Below are 17906 nucleotides of genomic sequence, written 5' to 3' on the forward strand. Positions count from 1 at the left end.
TCCTTCCTGAACTGGAGCTGAGCGCGCGGATCCCCCCGTCATTTTCCATGGCTTCAGCACTCTGGCGAGAACACCACGCCTCTCGCGGTGACGCCCTCCCCGCCATCGGGTAAAATGGCGGGATGCAGGACCATCTTTTCGATCTTATGACTTTGGGCATCTTTCTCTTCGGCGTAGTGCTGATCCTTCAGACGCACGAGGAGCCAAAGGACGGCTCTTACTGATGGGCGGGATGCGGAACGCCGTTGGTCGACTTAGAATGACTGTGGTGACGATGAGAAACTGGAAAGACGATATTGATCTCGACTGGACGCTTCGCGACATCTACGCCAACCGGCTAAAGATGTCGCCGATTACCGAAGATCAGCTGAGTGAACTCCTTGAGATGGGCCTGGCCGAGGTCGTCGACGATCAGGTGAAGCTCACCGAGAGAGGGTATCGGAAGATTGCTTGAGGTGTTGTCATGGCAAGACGCCCGATTAACAAGACCTGGACACCAGAAGACATTGCTCGATTGATTATTCTTGCAGATGGCGGCGCAACGGTGACGCGGGCCGCTGCCGCCCTCAGACGGCCGGCCACGGCGGTGCAAAACAAGGCACGCGAACTGGGGAAGCCTTTGGTGGGTATTCGAAAGGCCAAGGCGGCAATACGAGCCCATATCGAGGGGTAGCATGCAGGACTTCAAACAGAGGCTGGAAAAGTTGCGTGCGGACGCGGAAGATTGCCTTCTTATCAGCCAGCTTGCCACGAACCCGGTTAAAAGGAACGCATTCGCGCAGCTTGCCGACGAATACCAAAAGATGGCCCACGACCTCGAGGCGCTTATTGCATCTGGAAACGTTCCGGGCGACCTAGCGATATGACCGAGGCGCAATGACCACGTTCATCTTCACGCTCACGCCTGACGCGTCTTCGGCTGCTGTCGAACGCGCCATTGCAGAGTTGGACGCCGCCTTCCCTCAACACGAGTTTCTTGCCGGGGACCCGGACACCGGCGGTTTCGAGAACACCATCCTAGCGTTACATGCCAGCGCCGGCAGCGGTGACCTACCCGGCGAGATCGTACTGCCGAACCTAGCGCAGGTTTCGGAAGTAAAAATGGCTTTCCGGAAGATCGTCGAAGATTTGAAAGGTTGGAAGCCGTCGTAATGTATGAATGAAAAATCCCGCCGAAGCGGGATTCCAAGCAGCGTCTTCTTCGGGCCCATATAGCCTCATCGGGAATTCAGAACGAAAAGATGATGATCGCCTGTCCCGCATGACCTCTTCACGGTGTCGGGATCCGGTTCAATCTTCCTCGGTCCGCTGCCGGTCTTGATGCGCGACCAGCTGAGACCGCCAAATAGCGAACCGCCGCTCAGCTTCATCGGCTTGAGCTGTCGTCTGGGCGTCTCGAAGCAGATGAGATATTTTCCATCCCTCGATGTTTCCATGCCTACTGGTCGATGATCGTCGTAGATCGGTGGCAACGCCACTGAGCCTAATCTTTCGGTTTATGTCGATTTGATTTGAGGCATCCATCGTTCGCCGCTCCGATGTCGGCTTCCAACAACAACGTAAACGCCCGAAGGTTGCATATCTCGATTTTGCTCTACTAAAACTAGTGCCCTCCGCGCCAGCGACAGTTTCCTAGCCCGAAGTTCAACCTCAGCGGACTCGACTTTTGTTCTTCTTATGTTCTAATTGAGGGTATGACGGATAGACCTGCAAGCTGGCGGATGCCGACGCCCAAACAGATGGAAAAGCTGGCCTCCAAGCCAAGCCGCCCACCTGACCCGCCTATTCCGGCGCCCGGCCCTGGAGACGATCTGCCGGATGCGTACTGGGATTCCATCATCCGGGATCCTCGCGGCCAGATCCGCACCGGCGTTCCAGTTCAACAGCGCCGCCTCTCTGAGATTCCCCGGCACGTCCTGCGCGTGTCCTGCCGCCGCTGTGATCGGATCGTGGAGATCCAGACCGTCGATGCGGTGCGCGTCTATGGCGCCCACGCGATCTGGAAAGACGTCGGCATGAAGTTGCTCGACAACGGCTGCAAAGAACGCACAGGACGCCTCGAGGAGGACGGCTGCTGGCCCTCATTCGAGACGACATAGCATTTTCGATTTTGCATTTTGACCGTCACGCTTGGACGCCCCTATGGCTCCGAAATATCGCCCCACGCCCCTGTCAGGCGGCGACCGTAAGGCTCTCAATAAAGAGCTGACGAAGGCGCGCGGCGTGACGCTGATGCTTGCACGTCAATCAGAAGAGCTGCGCGCGAAGGGTGAAGCGCTGATCCGGGACGCCGACAAGCTTTCGTGTGAAAGCTGGAACGAGCGCATGTGGGCGGACGGTGAGCCGATCGACCCGTCACCGATCGTCGACCAGGCTCTCAACGGCGGCTTCCCCTGGCTCGAAATCGAATGCTCAAGGTGTCGGATCAAACGGGACGTCAGCCTGGCTGAACTCCCGCACGTCGGCACGACATGCATCCACGACTTGGCCAGCCGCCTCCGCTGCGAGCGATGTTCGAAAAGCGGCAAGCGCCCGCTGGCGACGTTGCTGCAGTTGGCGCCCAGCCCACGGCATGCTGTGGAGACGCCATGATGCCAGAGCTGACACGGAGACGCATCGACGAGCGCTTTGAGACATGGGAAATCTGGTACGGCGACGTGCAGGTCGGCACCATCGCTCAGCAAGACTGGGATCCGAACCCGGAAAGGTCTGGTATCTGGAAATGGTCTTGCGGCTTCTACCCCCTCAATCGCGATGAATGTTTCAGAGGTGAAGCCCGCGACTTCGAAACGGCCCGCGCCGCCTTTGACGCTGCCTGGAAGGTGTTCCTCCCCAAACGCACCGAGGCTGAATTCGATGCTTCGCGCCGGCAGCAACAGTGGACCGCCAACAAATACGCGCTATGGGATGCCGGTTATCGCAACAAGCTGGGTCGAGGCCCGATCCGGTGCGCATGCGGCGCGATGTTCAACCCGGGCATCTACGAACAGACCATGGTCCATATCAGCCACATCACTGGGCGCGAACCCGGGACATGATCGTGCCTTGATGGCAGCTCGCAAATTGAGTCACAGCAACCTATTTCTTGGGAGGGCGAAGATCGCCTGCACTGAGCCAACCGCGAACGCGGTCGTTGTGCGGTGATGGACTACATGGGCGGCAGAGAAATTTTCGCTCGCCTCCGTCAGGAGGCAGGTCAAAATTCAAGGTGCTTCCGCACTTGATGCAAACAGGTCTAGGCACGGCCGCTCCTATGCCGCGACGATGCGGAGCCGCATAGGATCAGCTGCGGCGTCTTGCGTCCAATGCGAATATTGCGGGATGAAACGACTGATTAGTTCCGCCCTTTGTGGCAATCTGCTCTTAACGGGGAAAGCACCTGCTCCAGCGCCAAAGCCCCGTACGCCTACCGACTGAGCGCAGATATATGCCACCTGCCACTCCGAAAACGTGGTACGTTGACCTATCACCGCTCGACTAGGGACAACTATTCGTGCGGAGAGTCTCGTTGCTCCCGTCTTTTAAGGCGCAGAACGATGCCTGATTATCGCGCCTATATCGTAGGAAAAGACGGACATTTCGAAAGCTTTGAAGTCATCCAGGCCGATTCCGACGAACAAGCCTTGAAGGTTGCAGAGAAGCTCGTCGATGCTCACGACGTCGAACTCTGGCACCTTGCTCGCAAGGTCGCGGTGCTTAAGCACAAATCCTAGTCCTGCATCGAACAAAACATCTCTTCGGCCGTAAATGCGACGTCGGGACGGAGATGTGGCGTGCCGGACGATCGCGGCAAAGAGGAACTCTATCGGCGGCTGGCGCAAGCGCGTCGGCTGATCGTTGAGCCGCTTGACCCGCTTACGGTAGAACGATTAGAGGCCTTAGTATTAGAGCTCGAAAAGCAACTCGACTTGGCAGAACTGAACGACACCGATGCGCCGGGGACCGGTTGACTAGACCGAGCGAGGACGTCCCGGCACTATAATCCCATGTGCAATCTATATTCGATGACGAAAAACCAGGCGGCTATCCGCAACCTGTTCAAAGTCGATCGCGACATAACGGGAAACCTCCCGCCGCTGCCGGGCATCTTCCCCGACCAGATGGCTCCGATCGTGCGCAACAGCGCCGATGGCAGAGAACTGGCGATGCTGCGCTGGGGCATGCCATCGTCGAGTGCTGCGCTGTTCAAAAAGGCGAAGACCCGCGCCGGCAAGTTGGAGGCCAAGGGCAAACCGGTCGATTTCAAGGAGCTGCTGCGCAAAGAGCCCGACAAGGGCACGACCAACATTCGACGACTAAACAGCAAGCATTGGACGCGATGGCTGGGGCTTGAACATCGCTGTATCGTGCCGCTCACGTCCTTTAGCGAATTCGACAAGGCCACTGGCCTCGACATCTGGTTCGCTCTAGACGAAAGCCGCCCCCTCGCCTGCTTCGCCGGCCTCTGGACCAAGTGGACCTCAGTGCGAAAGATCAAGGAAGGCGAAACGATCAACGATCTGTTCGGCTTCCTCACGACAGACGCCAATGCAGAGGTCTATGAAGTCCATCCCAAGGCTATGCCAGTGATCCTGACCACACCCGAAGAGGTCGACGTCTGGATGAACGCGCCATGGGCGGAAGCGAAAGCATTGCAAAGCCCGCTGCCCGATGGGACGCTCAAGATCGTCGCCCGCGGCGTCAAGAAAGATGAAGCACCAAACCCATGAAGACGACGTAGAGCCACGGCGGTCCTAAGCCGACGCCCCCCCCCCCGGAAAGTCGATGGAACTTTCTAATGTTCCAACTATTGTCGCGCGACTGTCAATGGCGACAATTGCGGGGGGGGGACGCAGCGGTGGAAGACCTACTCGTAATCTTGCTCGTTGAAGACGAAGAATTGATCCGCAACGTAGTCGAAGACACATTGGACGATGGCGGATTCAAAGTCGTTCTCGCCGAGTCTGGCGAAGAAGCGGTAAAGCTACTCGACGCCTCCGACCCAAAATACCGCGCGCTCGTCACGGATATAAAACTGGGTGGTCACGGCACCCTGACGGGCTGGGACGTGGCCAGGCACGCAAGATCGATCGATCCTGAATTGGCGGTCGTGTACATGACCGGCGATAGCGCAGCGGAATGGGCCTCCCAAGGGGTGCCGAACAGCGTATTGTTGACCAAGCCCTTTGCGCCCGCACAATTGATAACAGCGGTGGCACAGCTTCTCAACGTTGGCGGCCAGACTCCTACTTAATGGACCAGCCTGAGAGATTTTCATGACCTATGACGACCAGATTGGAGCAGCCATCACAGACCCAGACCTCGACAGGTTGATAAAATTCGCCTACGGCGATACCTGCAGATGCACGACCGTCAAAGGCGAACCAGTTTGCGTCTGCAAGATGTTCGCGGCAGCCTTGCGCTCAAAGGTTGTTCCGCGTTCACTTTTCGAAAACAGGATTGAGGGAGTTGCCTTTCCCTGAGCGAGCTACTTTCTCTTGATAGCAAGCATTTCGGGAATATTATGTAACGCAGAGAAGCTAACCGTCATGGGCTGGCCATGCCGAGGACTCGAACCCCACCCTGTCAGAATTGCGGAGCCGCCTCTCATTGGATTAGGTGCTCGCTCCCCGAAAATGGCCTCGTCGTGCATTCTTACGAGTGCCCAAAGTGCAGCTTCATCCAAACCGCTGTTGAGCCAGATCCCGCGCTCCAAGCTGCGGGTTGGTTAAAGGGCGAGCTGCGACCTCCGGAGAAATTGCCGTGACCAAGCGTCTGCTCGCAAAACCGTGGGATGCTGAAGAGGTCGCCAGGCTGAAAGCGCTCGTCGACAACGGAGCGACTGCTTTGCGAGCCGCGGCAGCACTTGTCCTATGAACTATGACGACGAACTCCGCATGCCCACCCGTCTTAATGGAGATGTCGCAGGCCCTAACGACTATGTGGTGATGTGGCGAGGCATCACCGTCGGCCGCATCCTTCAGCAGCCCGGCACGCCCGTCGGCAAACCGAACTGGTTCTGGGGCGTCAACCTGCCCGGCCAGCCGCAGCCGACCGCACACCGTGGGATTTGCAGCGACATCGAGGAATGCAAACGACGATTCAAAGTAGTCTGGTCCGGCCGCCATCAAGTTGCGCCCACATCGTTGCTGCCGCACGATGAACTGGCGTTCTCATCACCGATAAAAGCCACATCCTATCAATGAATGCGGCGGAACCGGAAGTTACTTTTCACGCTCGAAAATCGCCAATTTCTAGTTACCTTTCGCGGAATGCCCGGTTCATTTGGTCGGTAAACGGCTTCACCAAATACGACGCTGCTGTTCTCTCTTTTGTCGAGATGAACACCTCGGCAGGCATTCCGGGAACGAGCCTCATATCCTTAATCTTCGACATGGCGTCAGTCGTGAGCTGAAGATAGGCCATGTAGTGCTCTTGCCCATTTGACGCGTCCTTCACCGATGCCGGCGATACCATAGCGACGCGCGCTGTAAGCTCAGGCGTGGTTGTACGGTTAAACGAAGTCAACCGCACCCGGGCGCTCTGCCCTTCTCTGACCTGATCAATATCGGTAGGAGAGATCTTCACCTCGAACTTCAGCTCGACACCTTCAGGCACGATGGTGGCAATGCGCGCGGCCGGCGTGATGACCCCTCCAATGGTGAACACGAAGAGCTCATTTACGTATCCGGTGATCGGCGAACGAATCTCGGTACGTGATAGCCGGTCCTCGATGGCGAGCTTGCGTTCGTTCAACTCAGAAATTCGGGCATCAATTAGTCTGAGATCACGCTGCGCCTCGGTGCTGGCGTTTTGATCGACGGCAATAATCTGTACGCGAATTTCGCTAGTCCGGACCTTCGCACGGGCGATGCTAGAGATGATTTCGCCGCGTTCGCCGCGAATCCGCGCCCAATCCCGGTGAACCGAATAGACGCGGGTGTATTCGACGATCTGCTTGGCAAAAAGATCATTCAGCTTGTCCCGCTCGACGCCCACGAGCTTGATCTCTTCCTCCTTAGCTGCCAGACGCGCTTCCATTCCGTTAATTTCTTCGCCGGTTTGAGCAATGCTCAGCTCAAGCTGTTCCTTCTGGCTATCTCGACCAAGCTTGTTGCCTGCAAACAAGCGCCGTTCTCCCAGAATCACAGTATCAACTGAGGTCGAGATTGCTGGAAGTTCGGCAGGGAATTCAATGGACGGCAAGTTATCACGCTCAGCGATCAATCGCGCCTGACGCCCCAGGGACTCGCCAAGCTGCGACCGTACGATCAGGAGTTCGGCCCTAATCTGCACATCATCAAGCGTCGCGAGAATCTGCCCCTGCTTGACGAAATCACCGTGCCGGACGGCGAGAGTCTTTACGATACCTCCATCCCTATGCTGAACTTCTTTTAGGTTCTGGTCGACTTTCGCCACACCCGCCGCGACAACGGCCCCCTCCAGCATTGCCAACGCGGCCCATCCCCCGCAGCCGGCCACCAATAGTAGAACGAGTGTAAGACCTCCCACGACACGCGGCCATATACGGAAGGAACTGCCGCGAACGGGCTTCGGCGCGACAACTTCTGCCTCAAACTGTCTAGCGTCAAAATGTTTCATTATCCGAGGTCCTGCCTGCTTTAGCTTATGGCAACGGTGAACTGGAGCTGGTGATGGCCGGCGACTTCGATGGAGAAAAAGTCGTCTGAATCCGGTCGGTCATGCACATCCACCACGGTAAATTCACCTTCATCCAGATGTTCGAACCGAAAGCGAACCGGTCGGTTATCCTGATTGCCTTGCAAATAGATGTCGTCGAACATATCCGCGATCTGCTGCCCGGCGTCCGTTTCTTGCAAATAGGCGATTTCGTATGTCGCCGCAAAAATGCGATCGCCCACCGTGAAGTCGGTGATCTTGCGGATCAGGAGCGGCTCCTGGTCGTCATCGCTGCGTTGAAACTCAAAACGATCCCTGCCCGAGCCGCCGGTCATGGAAACGGATCCCGAACCGGCAATCAGGCGATCGTCCCCCCCTCCACCAATGATCTTTTCAAACGAATTGATCAGGTCGTGACCAATGTCCTGACCGTCCGCGCGTCCATTCGCAAGGTCGATGGTGACGCTGAGAGTCGCGGTGGCATAAGACAGTGTATCTGAGCCGTCGCCTCCATCGTATTGATCACTCGCAGCATCAGCGGTTGCCGAAACCTGATCATTGCCCTCCCCGGTCTGTACGACGTCCTCGTCCGCACCATCCGCGACGACATCGTCACCAATTCCTCCGATCAATCTGTCGTTGCCCGCCGCCCCATCCATTGATAGCGACCACGCTCCAGCGGTGATTGTGTCACCGCCACTTCCGCCAATCACCGCTTCAAATCGCGCTATCTGGTCGTTTCCGATGTCCGCGCCGCTCGCTGCATTATTTGCGACGTCGACTAAAACTCCGGATGTCGCAGTCGAATAATCCAAAGTGTCGATGCCCGCGCCGCCATCGTAGCTGTCCGCTTCGCCGTCTGCAGCCGCAATTAGATAGTCATCGCCCGTGCCGCCATCAACGGTGTCGCGGCCGACACCATCGAAAAGTGTATCGTTACCGTCACCGCCAGTGAGGAAATCATTGCCGGCACCGGCAATCACAATGTCCGCGCCATCGCCGCCGTCGAGACTATCGTCACCATCTCCACCGTCGAGTGTGTCGTTGCCTCGATCGCCACTAGCAAGATCTTCCCCCGCACCGGCAAGAATGATGTCATTACCTGCGCCACCGAACAGCACATCATTGCCATGTTCACCCATCAAGTTGTCGTCGCCGTCTTCGCCGTAGATCCGGTCGTTTCCTGCCCCGCCAAAGACGATGTCATCGCCAGAACCTGCAAACACAACATCATTTCCCGCACCGGCATAGACGACGTCATTGCCGGCCCCAGCGACGATGTGGTCGTCACCCCCTCCACCGATAATGACATCATTGCCTTCGCGCGCATCTATATTGTCATTGCCGTCGCCAGCGTTGATGGTATCAGCGCATTGCGTACCAAGAAGATTGTCGTCCCCGCTGGTTCCGAGAATCGGTGGCGCTGCCACGACATTAAAATAGGCTACTTGAGGTACAACGACGAACCCGTCAGTGATGAAATAAGTCAACTTGACCGGTCCGAGCATTCCCTGATCATGAACAAAAGACCAATCGCCGTCGGCGCTTTGGCTCACGCTCCCAGAGTTCGCAGACAAGCCGACAACACGAAGACTGTCGCCGTCAGCATCGCTAGCGCCTGCCAGAAGAGCGAGCATTGAAATCAAGAACGCCTGACAACCATATATGTCTTGGAGATATATCGGACCGTTGATGCGCGGCGCCCTGTTCCGCGCCGTCTCTGGATTCACGCCTCCGGGATTTGGAATGTCGATCAGGGGTGGACGCGGTCCTTGCGGCTGAGCGCCCGATCCTCTGCTGTCTCCATCTCCGCCGCCGCCGCCGCCGCCTCCGCCGCCTCCGCCGGTTCGCCCGGTGTCACCCTGCCCCGCTGGCCGGTCATCCTTCGGGCGCTCCGGATCGATCAATGATCCGGAACTTAGGTGCACAACAGGTGGCCGTTCCAGCCCATTCCCATGCGTAACGGAGCTGTTCTGTACGCCCTCTTCCGGTTTAGGCAGGACCGGAGCATCGGATCTCGACGATCCTCGCGTCCGTTCCGTGCCGCCAGTTACGTCCTCTTCTGATTCTGCTTCGCCTTCGACGCGTTGTTCGTTGTCGCGTCCGTCTTCGCTGCTCTCTTTATTAGGCTGTTCGTGCTTTTCGTCCGCGCGCGCTTCGACGCGAATCGGCAGAAAGCTGCGCAGATAGGCTACGCAACTGGCCAAAAATAAAAGAAAGACAATCGGAACAAGACTTCCCTTGTGGTTGTCGCTCTCGACAAAATCATCGCGGCTCTGCTTCGCCGGTCCGGATTCCTGCTTGGTGGCCCTGGCTGTAATCATGCTGGCCTCCTGACCATTGTTTGCTGATCTTCTGTAACCGGCTTGGCAGCTCCCTGCAGACCCGGCGTCATAATGTCGTGCTTATTGCCGAAAGCGACCATCCGGCCGTTCTGTACGATGGCGACGAGGTCCACCGCCACAAGCGCGCTTGGCCGATGCGCGATGACGATCGTGATCCCCCCGCGCTCGCGAATACCCTCGATCGCTCGCGTGAGTGCTTCTTCGCCTTCGCCGTCAAGGTTTGAATTCGGCTCGTCCATGACGACGATGAAGGGGTTGCCATAGAGGGCGCGTGCCAACGCGACGCGCTGTCGTTGACCGGCGGACAAAGCCGCGCCTTGCGGACCCAGTTGGGTCCGATATCCCGACGGCATCTTCACGATCATCTCATGAACGCCAGCCGCTTTCGCGGCGTCGACAACCTTACGAAAGTCGGGCTGCGGCTCGAACCGACAGATGTTCTCTTCGATTGTTGCATCCATCAAGCTAACTTCTTGTGGCAGGTAGCCGATGTGCTGGCCAATCTCGTCCTCGCGCCATTGGCTAAGATCGGCCCCGTCGAGCCTCACACTTCCACGCAGCACCGGCCATATGCCGGTCAGTGCACGCACCATGGTGGTCTTACCGCCCGCACTGGGGCCTATGATTCCAAGCGCCTGTCCCGCCTCGATCTCGAAGTTGATATCGCTCAAAATAATTTGGCCTGATCCCGGGGCAGCAATGGTCGCCTTGTCCACCGTTAGACGCATGCTCGGGGCTGGTAATTGCATTGGCTGGTCCGCGGCAGCAAGAGCGATCACCGTATCGCGTAGCCGCGCATAAGCCATGCGTGCTGCGATAAACGACTTCCAGTTTCCGATCGCGAGATCGACTGGCGCGAGCGCGCGCGAAGAGGCTACCGAACATGCAATGATCGCACCGGCGGACAATTCATTCTTGATTGTTAAATATGCGCCAAGGCCAAGCAGCGCCGATTGCAGGATCATGCGGAAGACCCGAGAGACAGCTGCAAATGTACCTGTGATATCGTTGGCTTTGGTCTGCAATTCCAGATGCTCGCCGTTTGCCTCGTTGAAACGACCCACAGCTCGCCCGGCAAAGCCCATGGCCTTGAGAACGTCGGCATTGCGCGCATTGCAGTCGGCAATCGTGTTTCGCGCGAGCGCCGCCTTGCGTGTTGACACGCTGAGTCGTTTTGTCAGCACTTCGCTGATAACCGTCATAACCGTCAGAAAGAGCGCGCCCGCGATCGTCAACGCACCAAGCAGCGGATGAAGGAAATAGATGAATGCGAGATAGATCGGCATCCAGGGTAGATCGAACAGTGCTGCCGGTCCCTGACTGCCCAGGAAACCACGAACCGTATCGACATCGCGACCCCGCTCAAGAGCCTCCGATGTCGAAAAGCCAAAACGCGGCATATCGATCGCGACCCGGTGCGCGAGTGGCGCAATCTTCTTGTCCATCCGGGCACCGACACGAACAAGCACTTGGGACCGGATGACGTCGAAACAGCCCTGAAACAGATACAGCCCCACAGCCAGACCTGAGAGCACGACCAGCGTCGGTATGCTTCCGCTGGTCAAGGCTCGGTCATAGATCTGCATCATATATAGCGAGCCAGTCAGAGCCAGAACGTTGATCAGCCCCGATACGATGAACAAGAAAATAACGATTCCGCGCAAGCCGCGCGTGAGTTCTGCAAGGCTCCTGCGTTTTGCGGGAGTGAGTTCTTTTGATTTTACCATTGTGATGCCGCCCGGATTTCAAACTCAAGAGGACGAGTTGGGAGCAGTGGATCAACGATCCACCGCTCCCAATCTTGCAGACTAGAGCCCGACGTTGGCCGCCGTCAGCTGCTGATGCCCAGCGATTTCGATCTTGAAATCGGCATCCGTGTTTCCATCGATGTTGCCCTGCACGATTGTGAAGTCACCGTCGTCTCGTGACACGAAGCTAACAGCCAGTTGGCCCGCGGCACTGAATGCCGCACCATTGATCAGCTCGAACGCCTGATCGCCAGTTGCAGTCATATTGGCATCGATGCCGGTGAGGTCGATCCGGTCGCCCGGCTGGAATCCGAGGATGGTGTCGCCGTTAGTGGCCGACGCGGATGTGAATGTGAACGTGTCATTACCTAGACCGCCGTTCATCACGTTGACGGCATTACTCGCAATGATGACATCGTTCCCGGATCCGGTTGTAACGTTCTCAATGCCCCAGATCGTGTCATTACCGGTCTGCGAGCTTGATACGCTTCCATTGGCAGAGGCGGCCGGGCCGGAGCCCATATTGACGGTGATGTTGGCGGTGATCGCCGACATATTGAGGGTATCTATCCCCGTCCCGCCTTCACTATCGTCACCGAAATAGACATCGTCGCCGTCAGCCACCTCCGCCACGATCAGGTCGTCGCCGGCACCGCCGAACACCGTGTCTGCTCCGGCGCCGCCATTGATCAGATCGTTGCCTGCTTCACCCAGGATACGGTCTGCTCCGGATTCGCCGTAGATAATGTCGGCCTGGTTACCCCCGAACACCTGATCGTCGCCGTTGCCGGCGAAGATCACATCCCGGCCGTCGCCGCTGTTGACGAAGTCGGCACCGTCGCCCGCCGAAATCGCATCGGCTCCAGCATTGCCGATCACGACGTCATCACCATCGAATGCAATGATGTTGTCGTCGCTTGCCGTTCCGACTAGCACGTCCATCTGCTGGGTTCCGGTTCGGACTGCGCCGGTTGACGGGACAGCATTCCCGGCTTCCTCGTTGTCTTCGTCATCGCCACCACAATCATCGTCGTGATCGCCGGAACCCACCTGAGGGCCAGCGCCGGCTGCGACGTAGCTGATGCTGTGGGCACCGTTAGTTAGGGTCGTTACGCCGTTCGTGACCGTCTCATCGTAGTCGGCGGCCGTCGTACCTGCAGGCAGTTCGATCACATCCTGCGGACGCAGAGTTCCAATGATGGTGTCGTGGCCCCCATTGGAGCGGAACACGATGCGATGCGCCGAACTCAGGGCGGTGATATCCACGGTGTCGTCGCCGACATTGCCGTCGATGGTGATGGTGCTGAAGTTGAGGCTGGTGTTCGGCAGGTTGAAGTCGCCGATCACCGTGATCGTGTCGCCGCTCGAAGCACCGCCGTTCAGGCCGCCGCCGTCATTGGCGGTGACGTTGGTGGTGTTGATCTGGATTTCCTCGATGTTGTCGAGTTCGGCAATGACCGAGGCATTGTTGGTGCCGTTACGTGTGATCACAATTTCAGTGCCAGCGGCGAGCGAGGAAAGGTTATTTCCCGCCACAGCACCCCATGCCGCTCTTGTATAGATACGGAAGGCTTCGGCAGCGGCAACACCAGTGAGCACGTAGGTGTCCGAGGATGTATCCCGGCCGGCGGTTATCGCGGTCGTGCCACCATCGATGATATCGCGGCCGTCGGCGCTGAGCTGAGTGATCGTGTCGGCGCCTGAACCGCCACGGATCGCATCGTTGGCCGCTCCGCCATTGATGGCATCGTTGCCCCCACCGCCCTCGATGGTGTCGGTACCGCCAAGACCCAGCAGGGTATTGGCATTGCCGTCGCCGGTGATCGTATCGTTACCGGCGCCGCCGGTGACGTTTTCGATGCCCGACACGAACGAGAAGCCCGATGCCGCGCCGTTGTTGAGATCCACCGTGACGGAACCCGCCGACGTATAGATCAGGGTATCGGTGCCACCGGCCAGGTCGGCCGTAACCGATTCAACGCCGGCAATGGTGCCGCCCTCGAACAGGGTAAGCGCCGTGCCGTTGAAGGACACGTCGAGCGTCTCACCACCGCCAGTCCCGGTGATTTCCAGCGCGTCGATATCAGCGCCGCCGTCCACGGTATCGGTGTCATCGCCGAATGTGTAGCGGATGGTATCGTTGCCGGCACCGCCGTTGACGATATCGTTGCCGTCGCCACCGGTCAGGGTGTCGTCGCCGATGCCGCCGTTCAGCGTGTCGGTGCCGTCCTGGCCGAGCAGCGTGTCATTGCCACCGTTGCCGTTCAGGGTGTCGTTGCCGGTTTGGCCGAATATCGTATCGTTGCCGATATTGCCGCTCAGGGTGTCGTTGCCAGCAACGCCGCCATAGATGATGTGATCGTTCGTAAGCGTTATGGCGATCGTATCGTTGGCGTTCGATCCGGTTCTGATCGTGAAGGTCTCGACACGGGTCAACCCGGTGTCGTCCGTCACACGGACATTGAGCGTGTAAGTGGCGTTCGTGCCCATGGTGCCGCCGGTGCGCGCCACCGTGCCGCCGTTGCTCACCGTAAAGCCTGCGCTGCTCCCGGCCAGCAAGGCGTAGGTGAAGGTACCTGCACCATTGGGATCGACTGCGCTCAGGGTTGCAATCGTGCCGTTCCCGGGGAGCGTTGTGTTGCCCGGCGTGACACCGTTCCACTGGATGTCAGTGGGCGGACGCGGCACGTCTATTTCCACGTCGGAGAAGCGCAGGCGCTCCATGTTGCGGAGGACATCGATGCCATCCAGACCGCCGGGTGTGAACCCACCTGCCCCATCTGGAATCAGATGCTCCACCCGGATACTGCCATCCGCATTACCCGTGATCGTGTAGTTTGCCCGGATATCGGAGAAGACGGCGGTGTCGGTATCGCCAACTCCAGTGGCCGAGACGATGTCGCGGACGATCTTGAGCTGGCCGGGATTGACTGTGCCGGACAGAACCGAAGAGACCAGCGTCGTCATCGAGTCATGGTAGCTCAGGACTGTGTTGCCGGTCGGACCATTGGCGTCGAAGCTGGACATGACCGCGATGCGGACCCTCAGCCACTGGTCGCCATCGAGGATGTCGTCGCCGCCACGGCCTTCGATGAGGTCGCTGCCGGCACCGCCGAGGAGGATGTTGCCCCCGACAAAGCTGCCCTGGGCATCGAACGAGGCTGCCCCGGCGCCAACTAGCAGCTGCTGCAGACCCTGGATAAGGGCTATGCCCTCGGCATCCAGGGCACTGCCGCGGAAGCCTTCGGTCGGCACATCCGCGGCGGTGACGTCGGTACCGCGGATCACGTCATCCTTGGTCGAGCCCGAAGCACCTTCCACCTGGGTGAATGTATCCAGTGCCACATTAGCTGGAAGGACCGGGACGCCGGGAAGTATCTGCCGGGCGAGATCGACATCCACGGCGAAGTTCATGTCGCCGTAGATCGTCCAGTCGTAGCCGGACATGCCGTCGAACTTGCCGCGGCCAAGGCTGCCGAACCAGATATCGTCGCCGCCTTCGCCGATGAACTCGTCGAAGCCGCCATCGCCATGGAACACGTCGTGACCCTTGACCGCGTCGGCCTGGAACTGGTCGTCGAAGTTATCGCCGACCGCACCGGTCCAGGCGCCGACTTCGATCCAGTCGTCGCCTTCGCCACCAAGCGTCTGCTCGGTGGTCTTGCTGCCTAGCACGAAGTCGTTGCCGACCCCGCCAAAAGCCTCGTCAAGCATATCGGCACCCAGGACGATGAAGTCCTGCCCCGCGTCGCCGACGATCAAATCGACGCCGGCGCCAGCATTGATCGCATCGTGTCCTGCGCCGGACCGGATAATGTCGTCGCCGAACAGATCGGTGATGATGTCGTCGCCGTCGCCGCCGAAGTAGGAGTCGTTTCCGGCGCCGCCTTCGAGCCGATCATTGCCGCCGTCAGCATAGAGCGTATCGTCGCCTTCGCTGCCGATTAGGATGTCGTTGCCATTGGTGCCACCGAGCAAAACGTGTTCAATGCCGGTATATTTCAGGTAGTTCGAATCCGGGCCAACCGTACCGGGGTTATTACGAATAACCAGCGGGGTAAGAATGCTACCGCCGGTCGGATCGTTACCCAGGTTGTCGGCGGATTCGTCGATCGCTGTGTTCGGATCGTCCAGTAGGATGCCGTCTTGGCCGGCAGTTTCACCGAGGCCGGGATTCCATTGCTTGGTCCGGTCGATTTCCAGAATAAGGCCGGGCGTCGAGAAGACGTCGGAGGGCAAATGGCCCGCGTCCGCGTTGAGGCTGATGATTTTGGCGAAGGTGTTGTTTTCCATTTCCGACAGGAAATGCATGCCATCCAGGCGCTGCAGATAATAGAACCGGTCGCCGTCCTGTAGTTGCTCGAGCTGGACTTCGAACACAAAGTTGAAAGTCGAGCCGAGCATGCCGCCAAACGGCAGGATCTTTTCGGCAAGACCACCAATCCACAGGTCGATGTTGTCGAGTCCGGTGGTCGTGACGCCGCTGGGCAAGCTGGCCCACGCGCCGGTGCCGTTCAAGAAATCCTCCGCGTCAGCCGGGACGCTGATCGTGCGGGCTTCATTCGCCGCAGTCGCCGGGTTATCGAGGATAGACTGTGGCGTGCCAAAGATGATGGCCATCGCCGCAGCGCGCTTACCTTCAATCGTTGCCTCGCCAGTAATCGAGCTGTGCAGGCCATAGGCGGCCATGAAGTTGATGACCGAGGCTTCATTCTTGAGATTGCCGGCAAACTCCACCCAGCTATCGTAGGGCTTGAGTTCTGGCGCGTGCGAACTTGCCTCGAAGAACTCGCGGCGAGCAGCATTTAGCGAAGGAACGCCTGCATCCCGGCCGCGCGCGAGATTGATGGTGGCCAGATCGAGCGGCAGCCCCAGCAGATTGTTGCGCAGGGCACTGGTGACGAACTCGTCGATTTCATTGCCAACCTGGCGCGTCATTCCGCGGATGATATCACCAGCGGCGATGCTGTCGGCGACGGTGTGGCCCGTATCGAACTCGATCGGGTTGAGAAAGCCTTCAATCAGGCTGATCTGATCATTGGTGAACGAAGCATCCAGCCGGTCGATCTGCTCGGTCAGCATGGAGTGGCCGAAGCGGTAAACCACATGGGCGAACTCAGCCACGATGGCCGGGTTAATGTCCGCGTGATACCCGTCCGGAACTACGAAGAAGTCGATATTGGGTTGGATTTTGCGCGCAAAGTCCTCGAACACCGTATGCTGATATTGCATTTCAGTGCCGAACTTGGCTGCCTGGAACAAGCGCTCGCCGTCCCAGGTCAAGGTAGCGGCATAGGCTGCAAGGGCGGCCGGGTTCGTCGGGATGGCATTGACCTGCGCTTGCGTCAGATCGATGTCCAGCCACTCGTTGATAAAGGCCATGTCCTTGCTGGCGAGCACGATTTCCTTGGTGTGCTCGACCAGACGGTTGTGCTCGGAGTGGAAAATGTGATGCACGGCAGTCAGGCCGATATTCTCGTTGACACGGCCGTCACCGGCGATGAAGTGCGCATCAAGCAATTCGTTGTCATAGACCGCCGGGTTGTTGCCGGGGTTCAGCAGGCCGATTTCAATGTCGCCGTCCGCAATGCCATTTGGCACCGCGTCATGGGCAATATCTGCCAGGAATGCCGCATTGATGCGGATTGCGCTGGCGAGGCCGACCGGGGCGGCAAAGGTGCCGGAGATGACGACGTCATCGGCAGTATTGGGAACGCCATCGGCGCCAACGCCGGTGATTATCTGGGCAAACCCGGCGGCATTTGGGATGAAGTTGCCGTAGGCGTCGGTGCGGAGCAGTGGCACAGCGCCAACATCCTGGTCGGTCAGAAGGATGCCAAGCATCTTGGCCTGTTCCTTGACCTCGGCCCAAGTGGCCATGCCGCCCGGCTGAGCGCCTCCGCCTTCGATGAGTTTACCAGTGGCGTGCGGCTTGCCATCCACACCCATCGCGTACTGCCGCAGGAAAACCTGATGCGAAGCGTGCGAGGTATAGGTCTGATTCTGGTCAACGAAGGGCGTTGTGGTGTTGACCGGGCGGGTGTCGTCGGCCGTTCCCATGATGCCGTCGGCACCGGGGCCTACCGTAGCGCGTGTCAGCACCATGAAATTGGTCGGGCTGCCCGCCACATAAAGCGGGTCGTCCGGCTGCAGCGGAACAAACACTGTGCCGCTGCCGCCCTTGTTCACGAGA

17 protein-coding genes are annotated in these 17906 nt (G+C 58.6%); 13 read left to right on the plus strand and 4 right to left on the minus strand.

Annotated features, from left to right (window positions below):
* The first annotated feature begins 259 nt into the window (after positions 1–259).
* From AB7951_RS14150 to AB7951_RS14210, 13 genes are all read left to right on the plus strand, one after another.
* A complete protein-coding gene (locus tag AB7951_RS14150; RefSeq protein WP_439071655.1) occupies positions 260–454 on the plus strand; it encodes a hypothetical protein in 195 nt (64 codons plus the stop codon).
* Between the two features lie 9 nt (positions 455–463).
* Positions 464–673, plus strand: a complete 210-nt coding sequence (locus tag AB7951_RS14155) for a hypothetical protein (RefSeq protein ID WP_441255845.1) — start codon at positions 464–466, stop codon at positions 671–673.
* A gap of 1 nt (position 674) precedes the next feature.
* Positions 675–866 carry a hypothetical protein gene (locus AB7951_RS14160; protein ID WP_439088744.1) on the plus strand — a complete coding sequence of 64 codons (192 nt, stop codon included), beginning with the start codon at positions 675–677 and terminating at the stop codon, positions 864–866.
* 10 nt (positions 867–876) lie between these two features.
* A complete protein-coding gene (locus AB7951_RS14165) occupies positions 877–1152 on the plus strand; it encodes a hypothetical protein (RefSeq protein WP_439088745.1) in 276 nt (91 codons plus the stop codon).
* Between the two features lie 569 nt (positions 1153–1721).
* A complete protein-coding gene (locus AB7951_RS14170; RefSeq protein ID WP_439088746.1) occupies positions 1722–2099 on the plus strand; it encodes a hypothetical protein in 378 nt (125 codons plus the stop codon).
* A 43-nt stretch (positions 2100–2142) separates the two neighbouring features.
* Positions 2143–2592 (plus strand): hypothetical protein, encoded by a 450-nt coding sequence (locus tag AB7951_RS14175; protein WP_439088747.1) that lies wholly within the window; start codon positions 2143–2145, stop codon positions 2590–2592.
* A complete protein-coding gene (locus AB7951_RS14180) occupies positions 2589–3038 on the plus strand; it encodes a hypothetical protein (RefSeq protein WP_439088748.1) in 450 nt (149 codons plus the stop codon). The genes AB7951_RS14175 and AB7951_RS14180 overlap by 4 nt, the downstream gene beginning before the upstream one ends.
* A 498-nt stretch (positions 3039–3536) precedes the next feature.
* Entirely contained in the window at positions 3537–3713 is a 177-nt protein-coding gene (locus AB7951_RS14185; RefSeq protein WP_439088749.1) for a hypothetical protein, read from the plus strand.
* Between the two features lie 60 nt (positions 3714–3773).
* Positions 3774–3950, plus strand: a complete 177-nt coding sequence (locus tag AB7951_RS14190) for a hypothetical protein (RefSeq protein ID WP_439088750.1) — start codon at positions 3774–3776, stop codon at positions 3948–3950.
* Between the two features lie 36 nt (positions 3951–3986).
* Positions 3987–4709, plus strand: coding sequence for an SOS response-associated peptidase family protein (locus tag AB7951_RS14195; protein ID WP_441255846.1), 723 nt, complete (start codon positions 3987–3989; stop codon positions 4707–4709).
* Between the two features lie 128 nt (positions 4710–4837).
* Complete coding sequence (locus AB7951_RS14200) at positions 4838–5233, plus strand: response regulator (protein ID WP_441255847.1); 396 nt, start codon at positions 4838–4840, stop codon at positions 5231–5233.
* A gap of 22 nt (positions 5234–5255) precedes the next feature.
* Positions 5256–5462, plus strand: a complete 207-nt coding sequence (locus AB7951_RS14205; protein WP_439088753.1) for a hypothetical protein — start codon at positions 5256–5258, stop codon at positions 5460–5462.
* 390 nt (positions 5463–5852) lie between these two features.
* Positions 5853–6185, plus strand: a complete 333-nt coding sequence (locus tag AB7951_RS14210) for a hypothetical protein (protein WP_441255848.1) — start codon at positions 5853–5855, stop codon at positions 6183–6185.
* A gap of 52 nt (positions 6186–6237) precedes the next feature.
* On the opposite strand, the gene AB7951_RS14215 is transcribed toward AB7951_RS14210, so the two are convergent.
* The 4 genes from AB7951_RS14215 to AB7951_RS14230 form a co-directional block, all read right to left on the minus strand.
* Entirely contained in the window at positions 6238–7581 is a 1344-nt protein-coding gene (locus AB7951_RS14215; RefSeq protein WP_441255849.1) for an HlyD family type I secretion periplasmic adaptor subunit, read from the minus strand.
* A 20-nt stretch (positions 7582–7601) separates the two neighbouring features.
* Positions 7602–9944: a cadherin-like domain-containing protein gene (locus tag AB7951_RS14220; protein WP_441255850.1), complete on the minus strand. Its 2343-nt coding sequence runs from the start codon at positions 9942–9944 to the stop codon at positions 7602–7604.
* Positions 9941–11692, minus strand: coding sequence for a type I secretion system permease/ATPase (locus AB7951_RS14225; RefSeq protein ID WP_439088636.1), 1752 nt, complete (start codon positions 11690–11692; stop codon positions 9941–9943). The genes AB7951_RS14220 and AB7951_RS14225 overlap by 4 nt, the downstream gene beginning before the upstream one ends.
* A gap of 81 nt (positions 11693–11773) precedes the next feature.
* The gene (locus AB7951_RS14230; RefSeq protein ID WP_441255851.1) at positions 11774–17902 is read right to left on the minus strand and encodes a peroxidase family protein; all 6129 of its coding nucleotides are present in this window, start codon (positions 17900–17902) and stop codon (positions 11774–11776) included.
* Positions 17903–17906 lie beyond the last annotated feature (4 nt).

Origin of the sequence: Tardiphaga sp. 285_C5_N1_2 (assembly GCF_052076065.1) — a bacterium.
Taxonomy (GTDB): Bacteria; Pseudomonadota; Alphaproteobacteria; order Rhizobiales; family Xanthobacteraceae; genus Tardiphaga; species Tardiphaga robiniae.

Bases quoted from the DNA above. Each gene is read 5' to 3' on its own strand.
- AB7951_RS14150 (WP_439071655.1), top strand. From the start codon at position 260: ATGACTGTGGTGACGATGAGAAACTGGAAAGACGATATTGATCTCGAC.
- AB7951_RS14155 (WP_441255845.1), top strand. From the start codon at position 464: ATGGCAAGACGCCCGATTAACAAGACCTGGACACCAGAAGACATTGCT.
- AB7951_RS14160 (WP_439088744.1), top strand. From the start codon at position 675: ATGCAGGACTTCAAACAGAGGCTGGAAAAGTTGCGTGCGGACGCGGAA.
- AB7951_RS14165 (WP_439088745.1), top strand. From the start codon at position 877: ATGACCACGTTCATCTTCACGCTCACGCCTGACGCGTCTTCGGCTGCT.
- AB7951_RS14170 (WP_439088746.1), top strand. From the start codon at position 1,722: ATGCCGACGCCCAAACAGATGGAAAAGCTGGCCTCCAAGCCAAGCCGC.
- AB7951_RS14175 (WP_439088747.1), top strand. From the start codon at position 2,143: ATGGCTCCGAAATATCGCCCCACGCCCCTGTCAGGCGGCGACCGTAAG.
- AB7951_RS14180 (WP_439088748.1), top strand. From the start codon at position 2,589: ATGATGCCAGAGCTGACACGGAGACGCATCGACGAGCGCTTTGAGACA.
- AB7951_RS14185 (WP_439088749.1), top strand. From the start codon at position 3,537: ATGCCTGATTATCGCGCCTATATCGTAGGAAAAGACGGACATTTCGAA.
- AB7951_RS14195 (WP_441255846.1), top strand. From the start codon at position 3,987: ATGTGCAATCTATATTCGATGACGAAAAACCAGGCGGCTATCCGCAAC.
- AB7951_RS14205 (WP_439088753.1), top strand. From the start codon at position 5,256: ATGACCTATGACGACCAGATTGGAGCAGCCATCACAGACCCAGACCTC.
- AB7951_RS14210 (WP_441255848.1), top strand. From the start codon at position 5,853: ATGAACTATGACGACGAACTCCGCATGCCCACCCGTCTTAATGGAGAT.
- AB7951_RS14215 (WP_441255849.1), bottom strand. From the start codon at position 7,581: ATGAAACATTTTGACGCTAGACAGTTTGAGGCAGAAGTTGTCGCGCCG.
- AB7951_RS14220 (WP_441255850.1), bottom strand. From the start codon at position 9,944: ATGATTACAGCCAGGGCCACCAAGCAGGAATCCGGACCGGCGAAGCAG.
- AB7951_RS14225 (WP_439088636.1), bottom strand. From the start codon at position 11,692: ATGGTAAAATCAAAAGAACTCACTCCCGCAAAACGCAGGAGCCTTGCA.